This is a genomic window from Shewanella sp. QJM3NY_23 (genome assembly GCF_056173105.1).
In genome coordinates this window covers 257,786-276,769 of the sequence record NZ_CM149657.1, presented here as the reverse complement: position 1 = coordinate 276,769, position 18,984 = coordinate 257,786, and the positions used below count along the sequence as shown (strand labels likewise).

Genomic DNA, 18,984 nt, shown 5'->3' with positions numbered 1-18,984 from the left:
ATTGTCCGCTTATCCGTTAAAGGCTTGAGGCCTTGCCAGCTCATCACCACCAATAACCCGCCCCTGTTTCAGGGTTAAGGTGCGGTACTTCATGCGGGCAATAAGACCAAGGTCGTGGGTCGCGATTAACACTGTGGTCCCCGAATCATTAAAGGTCTCGAACAGACGCAAAATGTCCATCGATAGTTTAGGGTCTAAGTTACCGGTGGGCTCATCGGCTAATAACAAGGGCGGCTTATTAACAATCGCACGGGCAATCCCCACACGTTGCTGTTCCCCACCCGACAGCATAATAGGATAGTGACGCTCTTTGCCGTAAAGGCCCACCATATCTAAGGCTGCCAATACCCGCTTTTTAATTTCATGCAGGGCAAAGCCTTCAATCACCAACGGCAAGGCGATGTTGTCAAACACACTGCGATCCATCAATAAGTGATGATTTTGAAAGATCATGCCGATATCACGCCGCAAGTAAGGCACATCTTTAGGCCTAACTTTGGCGATATCGTGGCCATTAATGGCCACTCGACCGCCATTGGCGCGCTCGATCACACTGATCAACTTGAGCAAAGTGCTTTTACCAGCACCCGAGTGACCGGTTAAAAACGCCATTTCTCCACGTTTTAAATGAAAACTCACATCGGTGAGTGCCTTTTGTCCACCTGGATAAATTTTGCTAACTTGCTCAAATCGAATCATAGCTACCCAATTATTGATGCCGCCAATCATTGACGGCGATACCTTATCTTATATCAGCCCAATCCACGCAGTTGATTAATGCAATATTTTGCATACTCAAATCCGTTTCACTGCGAGGTGCGATAGCGGTTATGTCGTCTCTTCGCCCTCTTGGCTAAACAGGGCATCGACAAAATCTTTAGCATCGAACGTACGTAAATCGTCGATCTGTTCACCCACACCAATGTGACGAATAGGAATACCAAATTTGTCGGCAATAGCGAAAATAACACCACCTTTTGCTGTGCCATCTAGCTTACTAATGGTAATACCCGTGACACCAACGGCTTCTTTAAACAACTGAGCCTGACTGATCGCATTTTGGCCCGTACTAGCATCTAGGGTCAGCATCACCTCGTGAGGTGCTGATTCATCTAATTTTTTCATCACCCGCACGACTTTTTTCAGCTCATCCATCAGGTGGGCTTTATTTTGCAGTCGACCAGCGGTATCGGCAATCAACACGTCGACATTACGGGCGCGAGCCGCCTGTAAGGCATCAAACAATACCGAGGCACTATCGGCCCCCGTGTGCTGGGCGATAACCGGAATATTATTACGTTGGCCCCACACTTGCAGTTGCTCAACGGCGGCGGCGCGGAAGGTATCGCCCGCTGCTAGCATTACCGATTTGCCCTGTTTCTGATATTGTTTTGCCAACTTACCAATAGTGGTGGTTTTACCCACACCATTAACGCCAACCATTAAAATAACAAACGGGCCATCGGGGTTTTCTGGCACTAAAGGCACGCTCACAGGTTCGAGCGTTTTCTGCATCTCTTCGCGCATCAACTCATACAGGGCTTCGCCATCTTTAAGTTGCTTACGGCTCGCTTGCTCGGTGAGGCTAGAGATTAAGCGCGTAGTGGTTTCTACTCCGACATCGGCAATCAATAGCTGCTCTTCAAGCTCTTCAAACAACTCGTCATCGATCTTTTTGCCTTTGAACAGTCCGACAAACCCACTACCGATATTTTCGCTGGTGCGCTTCAAGCCACGCTTAAGGCGGGCAAAAAAGCCCTCTTTAGTCGGTTTTTGTTGCGGCTCAGGTTGCTGCTCGGGCGCATCCTCGGCGGCTAAAGATGCCTGCACTGCTTGTTCGGCCACAAGACGCTCAGCTTCGATGCGATCAAGCTCAGCCTGCTCCGCTGCAAGACGCTCAGCTTCGATACGGTCAAGCTCAGCCTGCTCTGCTGCAAGACGCTCAGCTTCGATACGGTCAAGCTCAGCCTGCTCTGCTGCAAGACGCTCAGCTTCGATGCGGTCAAGCTCAGCCTGCTCTGCTGCAAGACGCTCAGCTTCTATGCGGTCAAGCTCAGCCTGCTCCGCTGCAAGACGCTCGGCTTCTATGCGGTCAAGTTCAGCCTGCTCCGCAGCAATACGCGCAGCTTCGATACGGGCAAGTTCTGCCTGCTCGGCGGCTAAACGCGCCTGTTGCTCGGCCAAAATACGCTCAGCTTCGATACGAGCAAGTTCTGCCTGCTCGGCGGCTAATGCCTGTGCAATTTGTTCTGCTTCAATGCGCTCGGCTTCAATACGAGCCTCTTCAGCCTGCTCGGCAGCGATGCGCTCGGCTTCGATGCGAGCGAGTTCAGCCTGCTCTGCAGCAAGGCGATCAGCTTCAATACGAGCGAGCTCAGCCTGCTCGGCAGCAAGGCGATCAGCTTCGATGCGCTCGGCTTCGGGCTGTGTCGCCTCTGTTTCAACTTGAGATGTTACTTCTGCTTCGGGTGCCGCGACATCCTCTTTCGATTTGTCTTTACGGAACCAAGAAAAAAAACCTTTTTTTGCCATGGGTAATACCAGTACTCAACTAACTGATTTAAAATTCGGTATGAAGTCGTTTTGTGCTCGTTATTATAACCAGATAGCGAGTCCAAATACGCAGCAAAGTGCGGCATTTTTAGCTAATGTCGGCGGCTTTTCACCATTTTTAACTGCTTTGCGTTAAAATGGCGACTTCAATTTAGCGTCACAGTCTATCACTTTCTCCGGTGAGGCCAAATCATCGCTAAAGGTATCCGTAAATTGACAGGTATAAGATGGCTAAAAATAAACCCTTGAGTGGGCAAGTACGCATTATTGCAGGCCAATGGCGCTCACGACGTTTACCCATTCATGATCTTGAGGGATTGCGCCCCACGACAGACAGGGTACGAGAAACCTTATTTAACTGGTTATCGGGCGATATTGCTGGCGCTCGGGTACTCGACTGCTTTGGTGGTAGCGGCGCGCTGTGCTTAGAGTCGCTATCGCGTTACGCCGCCTTTGCTAAAGTGTTTGAACTGCAAACGAGTGCCGCCAAACAATTACAGCAAAATTTGCTGACCCTTAAATGTGATTGCGCCGAAGTCGTGCAGGGCGATACGCTGGCGCTACTACAGCAAACGCCAAGCCAGGGGTTTGATATTATTTTTATCGATCCGCCATTTCGCAAAGGGTTAGCGCAGCAGACGATTGCGCTGCTCAGTGAGCACCAATGGCTGAATAATAATGCGCAAATTTATGTCGAAACCGAAAGCGAGTTAAGCTCACTCACTGTGCCTAGCGACTGGGTGCCGCTGAAAGAGAAAAAAGCCGGACAAGTGATCTACCGTCTATACCAGTATCAGCCTGAGATAGGCGATTCATAATGAAAGCATTGATCCGAGTGGGTAAAGCCATCACTTTGTGCGCCTGGTTGCTGATGCTGTATAACCTGTTGATGCCCATAGGCGATACGATAAGCCAACTGCTATCACTGTTATTATTACTCACTGTGGTGATGCATTGCGGGCAGCTACTGATTTTTCATCGCCTGTTTAGCCCCTTGTTGCCGCTGGGCAAGGCCGACTATGGCGCCGTGTTGCTGTTTGGCGTGTTTAGCTTATTAGACTATCGTCAGCGCGTGCTGGCCAACATGGTTAATCCCTATGGCTGACCCATTGACGATCAAAAAAAGCACCTAAAAGGTGCTTTTTTATTGACCCATTAGCGCTAGATCCCTGGGATGCGCCCCTGGAAGCTAATAGGATAATAGCCCTGGCTGTCACGCTTACCTAAGAAACTTAGCGCCTGCTTGAGATCTTCAGGTTGTGCAGGCGTCTCTTTTATCTTGGCGCTAAGTGCAATCAACTTATTGTCTTTAAGTAACGCATTACCTGTAAGCCCTAGCGCATTCATGGTCTCATCGGTGGCTAATTGAATATTGCCATCGACACAGCTTAGGCCCAGCTCAATATTGCCTAGCGGATATTTGCCAAACTGGTTATTCACCTGCAACTGCTGCACAAACAACTTGCCGTTAAGCTGCTCACACCAAGGTAAGCCTTGCTCCAGCTGCTGCACGATTAAACTAAAGTGACCATCCACTTCGGCTCGAAACGGTAGACGCGTCTTGCCGATAAGAAAAGCGCTTGGCGCTTCAAAACGCAGCCCTTGGGCATTGATCCCAGACATAGACAAAGACACTTGGCCTTTACCGTTAACCGCCGTTGCTCGGCTGCCAATGGCAAAATCGATATTGGCCTTGCCGGACAACAGTCCCCACGGGCTTAATTGCCATTGCACCGACTCAAGTTGGCGCTGTTGCAACGCCACTAAACTGGCCTTGCCCGACCAAATGGTGCCCGACACCCCGCTGACACTGATCCCTTGGGGCAGCGGCGCCAGCTGCAAGGCCACACTGGCCGGAAACAGGGCCAGCATAAAGCCACAATATAAGACCACACCTATGATTATCTTTTTCACTAGACTCACTACAACACCTTAAAACCTTGTTTACTGAGAGAATTGGATGCGGCGCACTTTAACCAGACCTGGCGTATCCGCTTGTGCCAAATCGATGCTGTCCAGTGATAAACCTTGCTGTTGTACCAGATCGCTCAAATAACTTAGCAAGCTGTTAAATGGCACTTCGTCCATCCACACCTGAATTTTTTGCCCTTGTGGTTGCATCCGAGTGATTTCTAAGCCGTAACGTTTGGCGGTCTGAGTCACTGTGGCACTTAAACTGCCCGAATAAGCTTTTTTACCGCCAGCACTCTGTAGTGCCACTATCTTATTGGCAGTCTGTTTTACATAAGTTAACGTGGCTTGCTGAGCTTGTAATGCCCGCTCGGCATCCTGCTCAGCCTCACTTATTGGCGTCCAAACTCCCCAATAAAGCACGCCTAGTATCAAGACCACACCACAGGTGGCAACCAACTGCTGCTCACGTAAAATTAACCCGTTCCACCACGTTTTAAGGTTCTCCATCTTACTTACTCCTTAAGGTTAACGTGCTGGTGACTTCATCTTCACCGCTGTTCATCGCACCAGAGTCGACCTTAAATTGCTTGGCGATGAGGCTTTTAAATTCTTCAATTTGCGCATAACTCTTGGCGGATATTTGCATGCGTAACTCATTGCGACCACTGTCGAAACGCAAGCTAGTGGGCTTTAATTGCGGCACTTTTGCAAATGCAGCCGATAGACCATCGAGCATAGTAAAGAAGGCGGTACCATCTCCCGAACCTTGCAGACTACGTAATTTACTGTCCATCTGTGAGCGAATATTAACCACCCGCGAGCTGCCGACCACTTGGTTGAATATCGCGCTACTTTGCGCTTGTAACTGCTCACGCTCGACGTTCATCTGATGAATAGAGAGCCCTTTGTTAACTAAGGCCAACACTAAGGCGACAGCGATCACTATGGCACTATTACGCCACAGCAACAGGTGTTTGCCGTACTCGCGTTTAGGGGTGTAAATGCCTGAAAGTAAATTGAGCGGCGCATGTAAAATACCTTTGGCCAGCACTAACATCGGCAGATCCAGCGGTTGGGGCTGTACCTGGGCGCCATTGATACTCAGCTCACTATAGCCAGCCACCGTAAGTGGGCTGCTCGCCGTGGTTTCGCCAGCAGCTTTGGCGACAAATTGAGGCAGCGTGGCGTTAAACCAAGTGGCATCAAGACAGGCACCATGGCCAGCGCCGGTACGCAGCAGATAATCGGAACCAAATTGCATGGCCGCCCACTGACACTCTTGCAGTGGTAAGGCTAAACAATCGGGCACAATTTGGCGCGCTTTAATACCCGCCTCGCTTAACCAAGATAACCAATTTTGCATCTGCTCATGGGCAACAACCGCAACACTGAGGGACTCGCCATCACGCGGGCCGGTGACAAAATGCAGTTTATCGACATTTTCGGCCAAGTTTTCTTCTAGCATAAACGGCAAGGCTTTAATCGCCTGACGCTGGCCTTTCTCTGGTAAGCGCACCGAGGTGAGCGTGATCGCCGAAGCGGGCACTAAGATATCGACCGGACGGTTACCCGCTCGTTCAGTTAGGGTCGACAAGGCATGGGCGTCGGGCAGGTCACCCGAGGCGATGATCTCTTGCTCTTGCTCGGACCACACCAGCCAAGTACAGCGCTGATCTTGGCTTCTTCCTAAGCGGATAAATAATCGTTCACTCAATGTCTTTCTCCACAAGTCTCATTAAGTTGCGCAAAATAAACTTGTATTATCTCAATCGCATTCATTATGGGTATTAGGCTAGTTGGCCGTCGAGGGTTAACGCCCCAGCAAGGCCATTATCGTTGACCACCATATTGGCGCGTCAACACAGCTAACTGATTATTTCCGGCCACTTGCAACACGCTTTCCATACGAAAAGTCGCACTGTCGACTTTGGCGCCAGCTTGCAGCAAAAAATATTGGCTCTTTAGGCTAAAACTGGACGCTAAGTTCTCTTCACCACGCAAACTGGCGATTGAACCGTTCGCCCAAAAGTCTTCGATACTGTCATAGCCATCACTTGGGCGCTGATTAATAATACTTTCGGCTTCACCAACGCTAATTTTATTGTCGAACATGCCCGCTAATAACGCTGCATGCTCCAGCTCAATGGTATTAACATTCAATACCTGTCGATCGTAACCCGGGATAGCACACACATAGGGTGCTAGCTTAAGGTACACCTCTTGGCTCACCCCGATGACTGCGCGCAGCTCGCTGCGATGACTCATTAAGGTATTCGCAGCGCGGTAAGGCACGGTGCGCGCTTCATAATCGGCATCTTCGGCGCCAAATGGGCTGGCGACACTATCCTCATCAATATAATCTTTCACCGTATGCGCCAAACGCTCGGCGGCAAAATCATCCATGCCTAAGGCCACTAATAACCCTTTAAACTGCTGGGCGGGCAATGGCAATTTGGGCTGACCATTCTCAACTTCTTTAGTCTGCATCGATAACGCATTCACGTTAAAGCAGGCCTGCATATCGCTAATGCGCCCGGCGATCTCTCCTTGCTCCACTGGCAATACCACGTCGGCTTGCGCCCAATACTGCTGCCTGTGGATCTTGCCTTCGTCGGCATCATCTAAATCTTGTTGTAGCACCTTTTTGGCTAACTCTTCGGCCGAAAGTGCGTACCAATAAGCCTGATCATATTGGGCTAAATTAATGGTACGCCGCACCATTATCTGGCTACGGCCATTAATATTGGTGGCGATAATGGCGATCATCGCCACAATCAACAACACCACGATCAGGGCAACTCCGCGCTGCTTTTGCGCCAGTTTATTCACCCTTACAGCCCTCGGTCCGGAGCGTTATTATTGTCATTTTCATCGGCATTATTGTCGTTATCGTTGGCGCCGTTATCATTACCCTTATTACTGTCGTTATCGTCAGCATCATTGCTACTGCTGCTGGGCTGTGCGCCTAGCGGCAGTAAAAACTTACGCTGTATTTTACCCAGCCCTTCCACTTCAACTTCCATGGCGATAGCCTTGGGCAGGGTGGTGGCATCAATTTTTCGCTGCCAACTGTTTTCAACAAAGAAGGAGTACTCCACCGATAACACCTTGTCCATCACTAAGGTTTTAATGGGCTCTGCGCCAAATTCAGGCTCTGGATAGGGGAAATACCAGCGCTCTAATTTATTATCTTGCACCACATAGGCCACCGACTGCAGGCTACCTCTGGGTAACAGGCCATCGGGGTTGAGCCAACCAATGCGATAAAACACTATCGCTTCTGACTCTGAGTCAAATAAGTCGCTGCCTGTTTGTATCACAGTGCTACCCCGCCCGCCTTCGAGCAACCTTGGGGTGCGCGCCACTATCTGGCCAAAATCACGCTCGAGAGCGCCAAATCCTTGCTGTAAGGATTTCAATTTAGTGGCAAACTCCTTGGTGGCAATATCATTTTTCATCACGGTATTAAGCACAGAGTTAGCCGCCAAGCCCAACATGGCAAAAATTCCTATGGCCACCAGCATCTCTAACAGGGTAAAACCCTGATTAAATTTATGATGCTTTAAGTACATAACTGCTCACCTGGGCTATGGTGCGAGTGTAGCGCTCATCGTCACTGACACTGATGCGGATCAGTCGAAAGTTATCATCGGTGGTTTTAACCACCTCTTTGCGCCAATACCAGGTCTTGTCGGCCAGCTCCACTCGACCCTCTTTTTTGCCTAAATCGGTGGCACCGGTCACTAGTCTGGCATCGACCATCTGGTTGCTTGCGACCCACTGCGCCAAAGTGCGCTCTTCTAAAATGGGCATGTTGGCGATCTGTTCGCTTAGGCTCTTAGTGATCGACACCGCAGCGATGGCAAACACCGCTAAGGCAACAATCACCTCTAGCAATGTCATCCCTTGCTGATTAATTCTCATGCTTATACCCAGCAGTGCCCGCTAAATGACAAGATAGGAGTATTGAGCGCAAAGTGGGGCAATCAATTATCGAGATCATTGTCTCTCCCCAACCTTAATCGCCCTAACGCATCGCCCACAACCACAGTTTCTAGCTCATTTCCCATGGCATCTTTACTGATAAAAGCCAACTCGAAGGCGCTCATTTCACCACTGGGGAACAGCATCACCTGCGGCTCTGGATGCTTTTTTTTATCCTCGGCGGAAGGCTCAATAAGCGGCTCGTCGAACCATGAGTCTTGCTCTTCATCTTCTTGAGACAGGGGTAAACCATCGAGTATTAGGTCAAGCTGCACACCCTGTTGCATCGCGCGCGCCGCCAGCAAGCGGTCTTGCTGTAGCGGATGCCACTTACCCTCGTCATAAACCACAAACTCATAACGGTCTTTTTCGATAACGATACCGATAAAATGACCACTGAGCACAGTTTCATCGAGCACTAACTCGGTTGACGCCATAAATTGCCGCGCCACTCGATCGAGCGCCTGCTGCTGGTCGGTGCCCTGCATGGTTAAGGTCACCGCGGAGGCCGCGAGCCCCATCAGTAACACCACCAGCAACACTTCCATCAGGGTAAACCCGCGTTGGCGCAAGAGGCTCATCACTCTTCGCTCGGCTTATTGGAAATCTTGTAGATTCCAGCTACCGACATCATCTTCAGTCCCCACTTGCCCATCTGGGCCGGCACTGAAGATATCGATTTTGCCTTGTTCACCTGGACTCAATAACAGGTATTCATTGCGCCATGGATCTTGTGGCAAACGCTTAACATAACCCCCTTCACGGTAATTGCGTGGCTCTGGCGAAATGGTTGGCTTTTGGATTAAGGCTTCTAATCCCTGCTCTGTTGTGGGGTAGATGCTGTTGTCCAAACGGTACATATCCAGTGCATTTTCCAGCGCCACAATATCCGAAACCGCTTTTTGCAGATCGGCCTTATCTTTATTACCCATCAAGTTAGGTACCACCATAGAGGCAAGGATCCCCAAAATTACGATAACCACCATCACTTCTAGTAGGGTAAAGCCTTTGTGCTTGTTTCTTACTTGCATTAATAGATCCTCTATAAAAAATGCCTAACAGTAAAAGGTTAGGCTGTCGCGCTAGGGAGATGCTTGGGGCATCAACCACTAATCATGTTGTTAAGTTCTAATATCGGCTGCAAAATCGCCAGTACGATAAACAGCACCACGGCTGCCATGCTGACCACCAATAAGGGTTCAAATACCCCCAAGGCAATATTCACGTTCGACTCGAATTCACGGTCTTGGTTATCGGCAGCGCGCTCGAGCATCTGTTCGAGCTGGCCACTTTTTTCGCCAGAGGTGATCATATAGAGCATCATAGGCGGAAAAAGTTTAGTGCTAGCCAGCGCTGCGCCTAAACTGGTGCCTTCGCGCACCCGAGCGGTGGCATCTTCCACTGCAGCTCTAACCCTAACGTTCATCAACACTTCACTAGCAATGCGCATCGCATCGAGCAGAGGTACTGAACTGGCCGTTAAAATGCTTAAAGTACGTGCAAATCGCGCCGTATTGAGCCCCTTGCTGACACGGCCGATCACCGGCATTTTCAGCAGGGCGCTATCGAAGGTCATACGGTTAGCCGTGCTTTTTAACAGTTGCTTGGCGCCAAAGGCTAACACCACAACGACCCCAACCACTAACAGGCCGTAATCACGGATAAAGTCAGATGAGGCGATCAATAATTGCGTGGTCCATGGTAACTCTTGCCCCATGTGCTCAAATTGCCCCACCACCTGAGGCACTACGGCCGCAAGCAAAATAGCAATGACGCTAATGGCCACCACGGTCAGCACAATAGGATAGATCATCGCTTGGGTCATTTTGCTTTTCAGCTGCTGACGGCGCTCGGTGTAATCGGCCAAGCGGTTAAGCACCACTTCAAGGTGACCTGATTTTTCACCCGATGCCACCATAGCGCGATAAAGATCATCAAAAATATGCGGAAATTCGGCCATGGAGTCGGCCAGACTGTAGCCTTCGACAACCCGTGAGCGCACCGCCATCACCATGCTGGCGAGGCGATCCTTTTCACACTGCTGACCAACGGCCTTTAACGCCTCTTCCACAGGTAAACCGGCGGCAACTAAGGTCGCAATTTGGCGAGTGATCAGGGCTAACTCAGCGACCGAAATACCACGCTTAAAGCTAAAGCCTTGGCCCTTGGCCTTGGCTTCTTTGTCGACCACTGGGGTGATCTCCAGCGGCATTAAGCGCTGCTCGCGCAACTGACCTCGGGCATGGCGAGCGGTATCGGCTTCCACCACCCCTTTTTGCTGTTTGCCTTGGGCATTTAACGCCTTGTACTCATATGCTGGCATGGCTTACTCCTCGCGAGTGACGCGCAGCACTTCTTCTAAGGTCGTGATGCCACTAAGCACTTTACTCATGCCATCGTGACGGATACTGGGTATCGATTGGCGAATATATTTTTCAATCGCCAATTCGCCGCGTCCGGTATGGATAAGCTCACGAATTTTATCATCCACCAGCAGGAGTTCATGGATCCCCGTGCGGCCTCGATAACCATTATGACCACAAGCGGCGCAACCATTGGCACGGTAGATAATGCGTGGGTCGTCGGCGCTAATACCCAGCAGTTCACGTTCACGCTGATCGGGCACATGCTCTATCTTACACTTAGGACACAAGGTGCGGATCAATCGCTGCGCTAACACCCCAAGCAGACTCGAAGAGACTAAGAAAGGCTCGACGCCCATATCTTGCAAGCGCGTAATGGCACCCGATGCGGTATTGGTATGCAAGGTGGAGATCACCATGTGACCGGTCAACGAGGCTTGCACGGCAATTTGAGCGGTTTCAAGGTCACGGATCTCACCTATCATCACCACATCAGGATCTTGACGCAAAATGGCGCGCAGACCGCGGGCGAAGGTCATATCCACCTTAGTATTCACCTGCGTCTGGCCTATGCCCGCGAGTTCATATTCGATGGGATCTTCGACCGTTAAGATATTGGTGTCGACAGAGTTAATTTCGGTCAAGCCAGCATACAGGGTGGTACTCTTACCCGAACCTGTCGGGCCCGTGACCAAGATAATGCCATGAGGCTTACGGATAAGCTCATCGAATTGATGCCGGATAGCATCTGTCATGCCGAGTTGTTTAAGGTCGAGGTTGCCGGCGTTTTTATCCAGCAGACGCATCACCACACGCTCACCATGGCTCGATGGCATGGTCGACACCCGCACATCCACCGCACGACCCGCGATACGCAGCGAGATACGGCCATCTTGCGGCACCCGCTTCTCGGCAATGTCTAAACGCGCCATCACCTTGATACGTGATACCAGCAGTGACGAGAGCTTGCGATTGGGCTTGAGCACCTCTTTGAGTACGCCATCGACGCGAAAACGCACCACTAGTTGCTTCTCGTAGGTTTCGATATGGATATCGGACGCTTCCTCTTTAATCGCTTCCGATAACAGAGCGTTGATCAGTTTAATGATCGGCGCATCATCGTCCCCTTCGAGCAGATCTTCGGTTTGCGGCAGCTCTTCGGCAAGGGTAAACAGATCCATCTCGTTGCCAATATCTTCCATCAGCTGCTGTGCCTCTGATGAGTTGGCTTGATAGACCTGAGTTAACTTAGCCTCAAAAACATTAGCCGCTAACGTCGCTAGCCCTAACTCTTGGCCTGCATAACGTCGTACCTCTAACATCGCCTCAAGCGGCGTGCTCTCAGTATGGTACAGGGTTAAACGTTCATCATCGTCTTTGGCTAATAGCAGTTGAAAACGATGCGCAAACGCAAATGGCAGACGCTCGCGGCTGTTTGAGTGAAACACCTCATCGGATTCGGCCTCAGAGACCAACCCAAGTTCACTCGATACTTGGGCTAGTTCATCATGTTGAGCGGCTTGCAGATCACTCATCGTCTGCGTCTTGCTGTTTGTTATCAGAAATCTGCTTAAGCGCCGGATCGGTTTCACGCATTTGGGTCTCTAACCCTTTGCGGTCTTTATAACGCTGTAGCACGTCATTCACCTCTGGTGGCAGATAATCTTCTTGGTTCCACTCTTCGAGCACTGGCACATCGGTATTTGGCATTAAGTTTACGCCACGCTGTTGCTGCTCAAGCTGCAAGGCGCGGAAGTAGTTGTATTTACGTCCCGCAATGCCTTCCATGGTGATGCCGTCACGGATAATGGTCGGCTTAATAAATACCATCAGGTTTTTCTTTTTCTTGCCGCTCGATGATGACTTAAACAGGTGACCGATAATGGGAATATCCCCTAGGAAAGGCACCTTCTGTACGCTCTCTTGTACTTCTTCGTTAATTAAGCCCCCTAACACCACTATTTGACCCGAATCGGCCATCACAGTGGTGGTTAAACGGCGCGTGGCAAAGGTCACATCGACGCCAGTTTTACCGTTGATGCCAGAGACTTCCTGCTCAATGGTCAACTTGACCGTGCTGCCTTCGTTAATTTGTGGCACCACTTTAAGCTTGACCCCCACCTCTTTACGTTCAACCGTTTGGAAGGGGTTACTGTTACCGTTACTGGAGTTTTGGCTGCCCGTTAAAATAGGCACTTCATCACCGACGATAAACGATGCTTCTTGGTTATCTAAGGTGGTAATAGATGGCGTCGCCAGTACGTTTGATTTGGTGTCGCTCGATACCGCTTGGATAAGCGCGCCAAAGTCACCCATGGCAACACCCCACGCCATACCGTTAACCTTACCTAGCGCCTGCGCTAACAAGGTGATGTCTCCTTGGGTCGAGGGATTCTCGGTACAAGTGCCATTTTCCGTACAGACTTTCGTACCGTCTTGCTCTCGTGCCTGCCAGATCCCGGCGCCAATTTCACCTATGGTAGGACCCAGGTTATTAAACTGGGTACCACCACCGGCTTCGGTTGCCCACTGAATACCAAAACCAACATCATCACCTTCGGCCACTTCAACAATAATGGCTTCCACCAATACTTGAGCACGGCGAATATCCAGCTGATTTATCACGCTCTCAATGGTGCGCATCTGATCAGGCTCGGCGCTGATCACCAAGGCGTTGGTGTCGCTATGGGCCATGATATTGATGTCGTTGCGACGCTTGCTCCGCCCCCCTTGTGGCTGCGCTCCACCATCTTGCGCGCTGGCAAGTTGTTCGGCAAAACCGGTGAGCACTTCGACTAAGTCTTCTGCCTTGGCATAACGCAGATAACGTACCTTGGTATTACCTGTGGTGGCTTGCTCGGCATCAAGTTTTTTGATGAGGCTCACTACACGCTGGCGACTCTTTTCATCGCCACTGACCAGCACGGCGTTGGTACGCTCATCGGCAACCACTTTTGGGGCCTGTCCCGGCAGTTGTGACTGGTTGGCGGTCGAGCGGTAAAGGGTGTCGATAATCCGTACCATCTCGCCCGCTGAGGCATATTCGAGCGCCACCACTTGCACTTCGGTGTCGCCTTGTTTATCGACGCGGCGCACAATCTCAACCAGTTTATTGACCACTGCTGCGCGGCCCGAGATCATCAATACGTTGGAAGGGTCATAGTTTACGACGTTACCGCCGCCGGCATTATCGTTGAGCTGGCGCAGCAGGGGCGCTAGTTGCTTCGCTTCGGTGTTATACAGGGCCACAATGCGAGTGACCATCTCATCACCTAGGCCTGGTCTATCATCATCGGCAACGCGAATGGCCGAGGTTTTAGCATCTTTATCTTTAATGACTTTGATGATGTTATTGTCCATCTCAACGACGGCATAACCATAGACCTGCAACACATTAAGGAAGAATTGATAATATTGCTCATCATCGAGTAAATCGTAACTGCGAACGTTTATTTTACCGCGCACCGTTGGGTCAACTATGATGGTACGATTCAAGTTTTTACCAACAATATTGATAAACTCTTGAATATCTGTGCCTTTGAAATTAGCCGCATATTGCTCAGACCATGCGAGCGAAGGCGCCAATAATGACGCCCCCATGACAACACCCGCGATGAGATTGCGGCGAATATTCTTATTATTCATTTAATGACTTCCCCTAAACCCTTTTTATTGCGGCAAACTAAACATGATCTCAACCAACTGACCATCTCTTTCTATCATCAAAGAGATCTCGGTCAATTCGGGCAGCTGTGCCATCACTTCTAGTGCTTGGCTCATGTCTGTCACATCGTAACCGTTCATTGATTTAACTAAATCGTTAGCTTTCAATCCCGCTTGCTCAAATAGTGCCTTATCCTTACCCGGATTAAGGCGATAGCCTTGCAGTTCACCATCGCGATTGACTGGTGAGATAGCTAAGTAATCGGTAAGTTTACTCGGATCGGCTAACAGCTCATCTCGTGACTCTTGCAGCTCTTGCGCTACCGCTTGGTTGTCGCGTTGATCTACCTGACGTACATCGCGCTCACGCTTGGCTTGTTGTAGCTGTTGATTGGCTTCACTTTGAGTATCGTATTTGAGCCCATCAAGCATCAAAGTCTCGTAACGACCACTGTTTGAAATAATAATGCGATCAGCATATACCTCTTTAAGCGAGGCCGAAGTGCCTTTAATCTTGTCACCTAAACTGTAAGTGTTCTGGCTGCCCGCCGACTCAATTACCGCTAAGCCTTTTTGCTCAGATGTTGACGCCACGACCCCCGTTAACTGGATAGATAACGAGGTTTTCGGTGCATCGGTTATTTTTTCTTCGACAGGAGCCACTTTAAGCGGATTACCCTTGGCATCAAACTGGCCAAAAAGAGATAATTTTTCCAAGCTTGATATGTTAATCAAACTCGATGAACTGCTTGTGTTACTAGGTGTGGGTTGCCACGCTAGCGGCGGCTGAGAAACAGGCACTAACTTCCATGTGATCTGTGCCAAAATATAGATAGCGATGACCAGACCAAGCCAAAATACGGCAGTGCTCAGCGGCCTATGCGGTATACCATTCACCCTAGCAATTACTTTGTCTAATAAATCCATATTATGCGGACCCTCAGTGCAGGCCTCTGTTCTGATTATGATAATTTTATGCTCGTGACTCATGCTAACCTACACAGCAATTGTCAACAAGCCCATAACAGTCGCTAAATTAGCCTATAAAGGCTAATTATGCTAACTTTACGCACCAATAAAGGGTGTGAAGTGAGTCGCTATATTAGCTTATCATTCTGCTTAGGATGAGAGTTATTATCCAGCATGTGAACTCGCCCATCTTTATAAGCCACAATCTATTGATATACCCAAATGGAGACACTATAACCATGGCATCTGAACCGCAGACTTCAGTCCGACTGGATAAATGGTTATGGGCGGCGCGATTTTATAAGACTCGAGCCATCGCCAAAGAGATGATCAATGGCGGCAAGGTGCACTACAATGGGCAGCGCACCAAATCGAGTAAAATGGCCGATGTCGATGCTGTCGTCAGAATACGACAGGGATATGACGAAAAAGAGGTCGTGATAAAAAAATTATCCGAACAACGCCAACAGGCGGTGATCGCCCAAACCTTATATGAAGAGACGCCTGAAAGCATTGCCAAGCGCCAGACCTACGCTGAAGCGAGGCGCTTAAATGTGCTTAATAATCCGGCTCCGGATACCAAGCCAGATAAAAAGCAACGTCGTCAATTAATACGCTTTAAAGCAAGCTAACTGTGAGATTGAAATGAGTAAAGATATATTAAACCGCTACCTATTTGATAACGCCGATGTGCGTGGTCAAGTCGTTCAATTAGAAAAGAGTTACCAAGAGGTATTATCTGCTCACGACTACCCAATGGCGATTCAAACGCTACTGGGCGAGTTGATGGCGGCCACATCACTGCTCACTGCCACACTCAAACTCGATGGTGATATTAGCGTGCAAGTACAAGGTGATGGCCCTGTATCACTGGCCGTTGTTAACGGCAATAACCTTCAGCAGCTACGTGGCGTCGCACGCTGGAAAGGTGACTTAGCCGATGATGCCACTCTCGCCACCTTGATGGGTACAGGCCATATGGTTATCACGCTCACCCCTGCTAATGGCGAGCGTTACCAAGGCGTTGTGGCCTTAGAACGTCCGACCCTGGCCGAATGTTTAGAGCTTTATTTTGACCAGTCAGAACAGCTGCCAACCGCTATCCGCTTATTTGCCGATGGTAAACAAGCCGCGGGCATTTTACTGCAAGTGCTGCCAGGTGATAGTGAAAACAATCAAGATTTTGAACACCTTGAGCAACTAACTAACACAGTTAAAGCCGAAGAGCTGTTTGAACTCGAAGCCACCGAGGTATTACATCGCTTGTATCACCAAGAAGAGGTGCGCCTGTTCGACCCTATCGATGTGACTTTCCGCTGCACCTGCTCGCGCGAACGCAGCGGCCAAGCATTACGCACGATTCCTCGTGAGGAGTTAGACGCTATCTTGGCAGAACAAGGTAAAATAGAGATGGGCTGCGAGTTCTGCAACAGCAACTACAGCTTCGATTCTATCGATATTGAAGCCTTGTTTAGCAATGCACAGCACTCTGACATTCAGCAGTAAACTGACTGTTACCTAACACGATTTTTAATAGGGCGCCGCAAGGCGCCCTTTTTTTGTCTATTTCGCGATGTTACTCACACATTTATTTACACATAAGCTACAATCGACCGCCTACAACCATAATTAGCAACAAATTAATAACAAGCTGGCACAGATCGGCACACTCAACCCAACTAAAGAAAGATGGAGACCTTACTGATGGCGGATGGATCTAAGCAAACTCATAAAAACCCCTCAACGGCGCAACTTGTTGAGTTTGCACTGGCACGTGGCGAAGGCGTACTCACGGCCAATGGTGCTTTAGTGGCGAAAACGGGCGAACGCACAGGACGCTCACCTAACGACCGTTTTATTGTTAAAGAAGCCAGTAGTGAAAATGAGATCGACTGGGGCTCGGTGAACAAACCGTTCGCGATGGACGACTTTAACGCCCTTTGGGAACGTGTCAGCCACTATTTGTCAGATAAAGAGACCTTTGTGTCTGAGCTGGAAGTGGGCGCCGATCCTGAGCATTACCAACCGATCAATGTCACCACCGAAACCGCATGGCATCAACTGTTTGCTCGTAACCTGTTTATCGTCCCAGAGCAGTTCAACGCCGCGAACAAACCAGTATGGCAGATCATGAACGCGCCAGGATTCGAATGCGACCCCGAGCGTGATGGCACTCATTCTGATGCGACGGTTATTATCAACTTTGCCGATCGCAAAGTGCTATTAGCCGGACTTAAATATGCCGGTGAAATGAAAAAATCGATGTTCTCGGTGCAAAACTTCCTCTTACCCGCCAAAGGCGTACTGCCGATGCACTGCTCGGCCAATGTCGGCGTCGATGGCGACACCACGCTGTTTTTTGGACTATCAGGTACCGGCAAAACCACCTTATCGGCCGATCCTAAGCGTTTCCTCATCGGCGATGACGAACACGGCTGGGCACCTGGCGGGGTCTTTAATATCGAAGGCGGTTGCTACGCCAAATGTATCGATCTTAGTCAGAAAAATGAGCCAGTCATTTGGGATGCTATCCGTTTTGGTACCGTGCTTGAAAACGTCATGTTAGACGAGCAACGCGTACCCGATTACAACAATACCGAGCTAACCGAAAACAGCCGCGCCGCTTATCCATTGGAGCATATTGCCCAGCGCAAAGTAGACAACTGTGGCGCCGAGCCAGATGCCGTGGTGTTTCTCACCTGTGACGTATCAGGGGTATTACCGCCAGTGTCTAAGCTGAGCAAAGTGCAAGCCGCTTATCACTTTTTGTCGGGCTATACCGCTAAAGTCGGCTCTACCGAAATGGGCTCGACGTCGGCGATTCAATCCACCTTCTCCACCTGTTTTGGGGCGCCGTTCTTCCCTCGTCCAGCGGGCGTGTATGCCGAGCTGTTGATGAAGCGTATCGAATCATTTGGCAGCCAAGTTTACCTTGTTAATACAGGTTGGACTGGCGGCCCACATGGTGTGGGTAAACGTTTCGACATCCCCACCACGCGCGCCATTATTGACGCCATCGTCAGCGGTGAACTAAAAGAGGTCGACACTCAGCATATCGATAAACTCAACCTCGATGTGCCCGTCGCGGTGTCAGGGGTCGACAGCCAACTGCTTAATCCCGTTAATACCTGGTCAGATCCGGTGGAATATAACCGTTATGCTCAGCAGTTAGCCGAAGAGTTTGCCGCCAATTTCATAAAATACCATGTCTCGGATGCAATAAAACAAGCGGGCCCTAAAGCCTAAACCCATTGCTCTGATTCAAAAATGGCTCCCCTTGGAGCCATTTTTATGACCTTTTATCGCGGTAAGTCGTGGAATTTATTCACCCTTAGCAATATCGCTCCGCGCATACCATTGGCACCATATCGCGCACATAACCTGCAACATCATGGATTTATCAATCGCGGGGCTAAATATAACCACCATTTTGAACAATCATCAATTTAACCCCGTTAAAATTGCACTTTTAATAATAAACATCTAATTTGAAGTCAAATTTGGCTATTTACTCACCAAGCCGAGAAATATTTCACAG

Annotated in this window: 19 protein-coding genes; 5 read left to right on the top strand and 14 right to left on the bottom strand. The window is 49.7% G+C overall.

Annotated features, from left to right (window positions below):
• Positions 1–9: 9 nt before the first annotated feature.
• Both ftsE and ftsY read right to left on the bottom strand, forming a co-directional pair.
• Positions 10–699 carry a cell division ATP-binding protein FtsE gene (ftsE, locus tag AC0VXX_RS01335; protein WP_475515583.1) on the bottom strand — a complete coding sequence of 230 codons (690 nt, stop codon included), beginning with the start codon at positions 697–699 and terminating at the stop codon, positions 10–12.
• Between the two features lie 129 nt (positions 700–828).
• Positions 829–2,532: a signal recognition particle-docking protein FtsY gene (ftsY, locus tag AC0VXX_RS01330; RefSeq protein WP_475515582.1), complete on the bottom strand. Its 1,704-nt coding sequence runs from the start codon at positions 2,530–2,532 to the stop codon at positions 829–831.
• Positions 2,533–2,780: 248 nt separating this feature from the next.
• Here ftsY and rsmD point away from each other — a divergent pair, with 248 nt between their 5' ends.
• Together rsmD and AC0VXX_RS01320 are read left to right on the top strand one after the other, a co-directional pair.
• Positions 2,781–3,371, top strand: a complete 591-nt coding sequence (rsmD, locus tag AC0VXX_RS01325) for a 16S rRNA (guanine(966)-N(2))-methyltransferase RsmD (RefSeq protein ID WP_475515581.1) — start codon at positions 2,781–2,783, stop codon at positions 3,369–3,371.
• Complete coding sequence (locus tag AC0VXX_RS01320; protein WP_475515580.1) at positions 3,371–3,658, top strand: DUF1145 domain-containing protein; 288 nt, start codon at positions 3,371–3,373, stop codon at positions 3,656–3,658. Before rsmD ends, AC0VXX_RS01320 begins: the two co-directional genes overlap by 1 nt.
• Before the next feature lie 56 nt (positions 3,659–3,714).
• Here the strand turns inward: AC0VXX_RS01320 and AC0VXX_RS01315 are convergent, their stop codons facing one another.
• The 12 genes from AC0VXX_RS01315 to gspC form a co-directional block, all read right to left on the bottom strand.
• Positions 3,715–4,476: a type II secretion system protein N gene (locus tag AC0VXX_RS01315; RefSeq protein WP_475515579.1), complete on the bottom strand. Its 762-nt coding sequence runs from the start codon at positions 4,474–4,476 to the stop codon at positions 3,715–3,717.
• Positions 4,477–4,497: 21 nt separating this feature from the next.
• Entirely contained in the window at positions 4,498–4,974 is a 477-nt protein-coding gene (locus AC0VXX_RS01310; protein WP_475515578.1) for a type II secretion system protein M, read from the bottom strand.
• A gap of 1 nt (position 4,975) precedes the next feature.
• Positions 4,976–6,181, bottom strand: a complete 1,206-nt coding sequence (gene gspL, locus AC0VXX_RS01305) for a type II secretion system protein GspL (RefSeq protein ID WP_475515577.1) — start codon at positions 6,179–6,181, stop codon at positions 4,976–4,978.
• A gap of 116 nt (positions 6,182–6,297) precedes the next feature.
• Positions 6,298–7,296 carry a type II secretion system minor pseudopilin GspK gene (gspK, locus tag AC0VXX_RS01300; protein ID WP_475515576.1) on the bottom strand — a complete coding sequence of 333 codons (999 nt, stop codon included), beginning with the start codon at positions 7,294–7,296 and terminating at the stop codon, positions 6,298–6,300.
• Between the two features lie 2 nt (positions 7,297–7,298).
• Complete coding sequence (gene gspJ, locus AC0VXX_RS01295; RefSeq protein ID WP_475515575.1) at positions 7,299–8,039, bottom strand: type II secretion system minor pseudopilin GspJ; 741 nt, start codon at positions 8,037–8,039, stop codon at positions 7,299–7,301.
• Complete coding sequence (gene gspI, locus AC0VXX_RS01290; RefSeq protein ID WP_475515574.1) at positions 8,020–8,391, bottom strand: type II secretion system minor pseudopilin GspI; 372 nt, start codon at positions 8,389–8,391, stop codon at positions 8,020–8,022. The genes gspJ and gspI overlap by 20 nt, the downstream gene beginning before the upstream one ends.
• A gap of 62 nt (positions 8,392–8,453) precedes the next feature.
• A complete protein-coding gene (gene gspH, locus AC0VXX_RS01285) occupies positions 8,454–9,032 on the bottom strand; it encodes a type II secretion system minor pseudopilin GspH (protein WP_475515573.1) in 579 nt (192 codons plus the stop codon).
• 15 nt (positions 9,033–9,047) lie between these two features.
• A complete protein-coding gene (gene gspG / locus AC0VXX_RS01280; protein ID WP_475515572.1) occupies positions 9,048–9,482 on the bottom strand; it encodes a type II secretion system major pseudopilin GspG in 435 nt (144 codons plus the stop codon).
• Between the two features lie 71 nt (positions 9,483–9,553).
• On the bottom strand, positions 9,554–10,774 hold the full coding sequence (gspF, locus tag AC0VXX_RS01275) for a type II secretion system inner membrane protein GspF (RefSeq protein ID WP_475515571.1): 1,221 nt from the start codon (positions 10,772–10,774) through the stop codon (positions 9,554–9,556).
• 3 nt (positions 10,775–10,777) lie between these two features.
• Positions 10,778–12,349: a type II secretion system ATPase GspE gene (gspE, locus tag AC0VXX_RS01270; RefSeq protein WP_475515570.1), complete on the bottom strand. Its 1,572-nt coding sequence runs from the start codon at positions 12,347–12,349 to the stop codon at positions 10,778–10,780.
• Positions 12,342–14,459: a type II secretion system secretin GspD gene (gene gspD, locus AC0VXX_RS01265; RefSeq protein ID WP_475515569.1), complete on the bottom strand. Its 2,118-nt coding sequence runs from the start codon at positions 14,457–14,459 to the stop codon at positions 12,342–12,344. Before gspD ends, gspE begins: the two co-directional genes overlap by 8 nt.
• Positions 14,460–14,483: 24 nt before the next feature.
• Positions 14,484–15,404 (bottom strand): type II secretion system protein GspC, encoded by a 921-nt coding sequence (gene gspC, locus AC0VXX_RS01260; protein ID WP_475515568.1) that lies wholly within the window; start codon positions 15,402–15,404, stop codon positions 14,484–14,486.
• A gap of 281 nt (positions 15,405–15,685) precedes the next feature.
• On the opposite strand from gspC, the gene hslR reads away from it, so the two are divergent.
• From hslR to AC0VXX_RS01245, 3 genes are all read left to right on the top strand, one after another.
• Positions 15,686–16,078 (top strand): ribosome-associated heat shock protein Hsp15, encoded by a 393-nt coding sequence (gene hslR / locus AC0VXX_RS01255; RefSeq protein WP_475515567.1) that lies wholly within the window; start codon positions 15,686–15,688, stop codon positions 16,076–16,078.
• 13 nt (positions 16,079–16,091) lie between these two features.
• A complete protein-coding gene (gene hslO / locus AC0VXX_RS01250) occupies positions 16,092–16,952 on the top strand; it encodes an Hsp33 family molecular chaperone HslO (protein WP_475515566.1) in 861 nt (286 codons plus the stop codon).
• Between the two features lie 198 nt (positions 16,953–17,150).
• The gene (locus AC0VXX_RS01245) at positions 17,151–18,692 is read left to right on the top strand and encodes a phosphoenolpyruvate carboxykinase (RefSeq protein ID WP_475515565.1); all 1,542 of its coding nucleotides are present in this window, start codon (positions 17,151–17,153) and stop codon (positions 18,690–18,692) included.
• The last annotated feature ends 292 nt before the right edge of the window (positions 18,693–18,984 follow it).